The 2360-nt window shown below is 68.4% G+C and carries 1 protein-coding gene; it reads left to right on the top strand.

All coding sequences use genetic code 11. The features are described 5' to 3' along the window. On the top strand, nt 1–2360 hold a 2360-nt coding region (locus HGI46_RS21740; protein WP_168905822.1), incomplete at both ends, for a hypothetical protein.

The following is a 2360-nucleotide window of genomic DNA, read 5'->3' as shown; positions in this document are numbered from 1 at the left end:
GCCGACGGCGGCATCACGCTCGCAGGCGGGACGATCACCGGCGGCACGCTCGATGCGGGCGCCAGCATCGCCGTGACCGCGACCGGCGCGTTGACGCTGGCCTCGGCCACTGCGGGCACGACGATGACGCTCGGCGCCGACAGCCTGCAGGCAGGCGCGCTCGACGTTGGCGGCGATCTCGCGCTCAGCGTGACCAACGGCGCGGTGCTGAGCGATGCGGTGACGTCGGGGGGCAATGTCTCGGCAGGGTTCGGCACGCTCGACTTCACCACGCTCGATGCCGGTGGTCTGGTGAGCCTCGAAGGCGGCGATCTTGCCGGCAGCAGCATTGTCGCGGGCACCAGCTTGACCGCTCTGCTTGGCGGGACCTATGCAGTGGCCACGGCAAGCGCAGGCACCGACCTTGCTCTGCAGGCGGCGAGCGCCAGCGGCACATCGCTGGCCGCGCTGGGCAATCTCGATGCGACGGTGATCGGCCTTGCCGGTGTCACCGGTTACAGCGCAGGCGGCGATCTGACGCTCACTGCGGGCACGCTCGATGCCGCGACGCTTAGCGCCGATGGGCTGATCGCGGGCAATGTCAGCGGCACGGCGACGCTGGGCTCGGCCATCGCCGGAACCACGCTCGACTTTACCGCAGCCAGCCTCACGGCGACGAGCCTGCAATCGGCAGGCGACGTGACGCTGACGGTTGCCGATACGGCGGCCTTGGGGACGGTCACTTCAACCGGCGGCTCGGTGTTCATCGACCCGGCGCTGCTGACGTTCGATGCGATCGCTGCCGAAGGCGGCATCACGCTGGCAGGCGGCACGATCACCGGCGGCACGCTCGATGCCGGTACCAGCATCGCCGTGACCGCGACCGGCGCGTTGACGCTGACCTCGGCGCAGGCGGTTGAGGGCATGGCGCTGTCCGGCGCGACGATCGATGTGGGCCTGCTGGTTGCGGGGACGACAATCGATCTGACCGGCACCAGCAGCGTGAACATCACGACCAGTGCCAGCACCGGTGGCGTCGGCGCGATCACCATTGCGGCACCGACGATCACATTTGCATCGCTGGAGAGCAGCGCGGTCACGCTTGCGGGCGGGACGATCACCGGCGGCGATGTCAGTAGTGACGCGCTGACCGGCACTGCCAGCGGCACACTGACCCTGCGCGATGTCTTGACAGGCAGGCTTGACCTGACCGCTCAGGACATCGTGGTGCGCAGTGTCGTGGGCGGGACCAGCGGTCCGGGCTACGACATGTCGCTGAACGCCACGGGCACTATCACCGCCGCGTTGATCCAGAGCGGCAACGACCTGTTCATCTCGGCGGCAACGCTCGATGTGACGACGCTCGATGCCGTGCGGGACCTGACCATCGAGGTGACGGGCGGGGCGACGCTCGGCGGGGTTACGGCGGGACGCAATGCGGGCATCACTGCCGGTAGCCTTGGCCTCGACCTGATCGAGGCGGGGGCCGTCACGATCGGCGTGACCGGCAATGCCGCGCTGGGCAGCGTCCACGCACCAACCGGCACGGTGGCGATCACCGCCGGGACGCTGGCGTTCGACGATGTCGCATCCCTTACGACAACCAGTCTCACGGCAGGTGCGATCACCGGCATCCTTGTCGAGGCGGGCACGCTCCTGACCGTGCGGTCGGCAGGCGATGTCGGCCTTGGCGATGTGTTTGCAGGCTCGCTGGATCTGAGTGCTGGCAACCTGCAGATTGCCAACCTGTTGACAGACAGCGCTGCGCTTGTGCGTGTCGATGGCACGGCGAACCTCGATCTGGCGAGCGTGGGCCAGCTCGACTATCGCGCCACGACCTTGCGGTTCGGAACAATCGACACGCCTGGTGGAGCCATCCTTGTCGGCAGCAGCGTTGCGGGCGATGCCGTCAATGCTGGAACCACATTGTCGATCACCGCGACGGACCTCACGGCGACGAGCCTCGTGGCGGCGGGCGACGTGACGCTGACGGTTGCCGATACGGCAGCGCTAGGGACGGTCACGTCAACCGGTGGCTCGGTATTCATCGACCCGGCGCTGCTGACGTTCGATGCGATCGCTGCCGAAGGCGGCATCACGCTGGCAGGCGGCACGATCACCGGCGGCACGCTCGATGCGGGTACCAGCATCGCCGTGACCGCGACCGGCGCACTGACGCTGGCCTCGGTCACTGCGGGCACGACGATGACGCTCGGCGCCGACAGCCTGCAGGCAGGCGCGCTCGACGCTGGCGGCGATCTCGCGCTCACCGTGACCAACGGCGCGGTGCTGAGCGATGCGGTGACGTCGGGGGGCAATGTCTCGGCAGGGTTCGGCACGCTCGACTTCACCACGCTCGATGCCGGTGGTCTGGTGAGCCT

The organism is Novosphingobium sp. ERW19 (assembly GCF_012641315.1).
Lineage (GTDB): Bacteria > Pseudomonadota > Alphaproteobacteria > Sphingomonadales > Sphingomonadaceae > Novosphingobium.
Note: the sequence above shows the minus strand (reverse complement) of the source record. Positions and strands in the feature narration are given on the sequence as shown.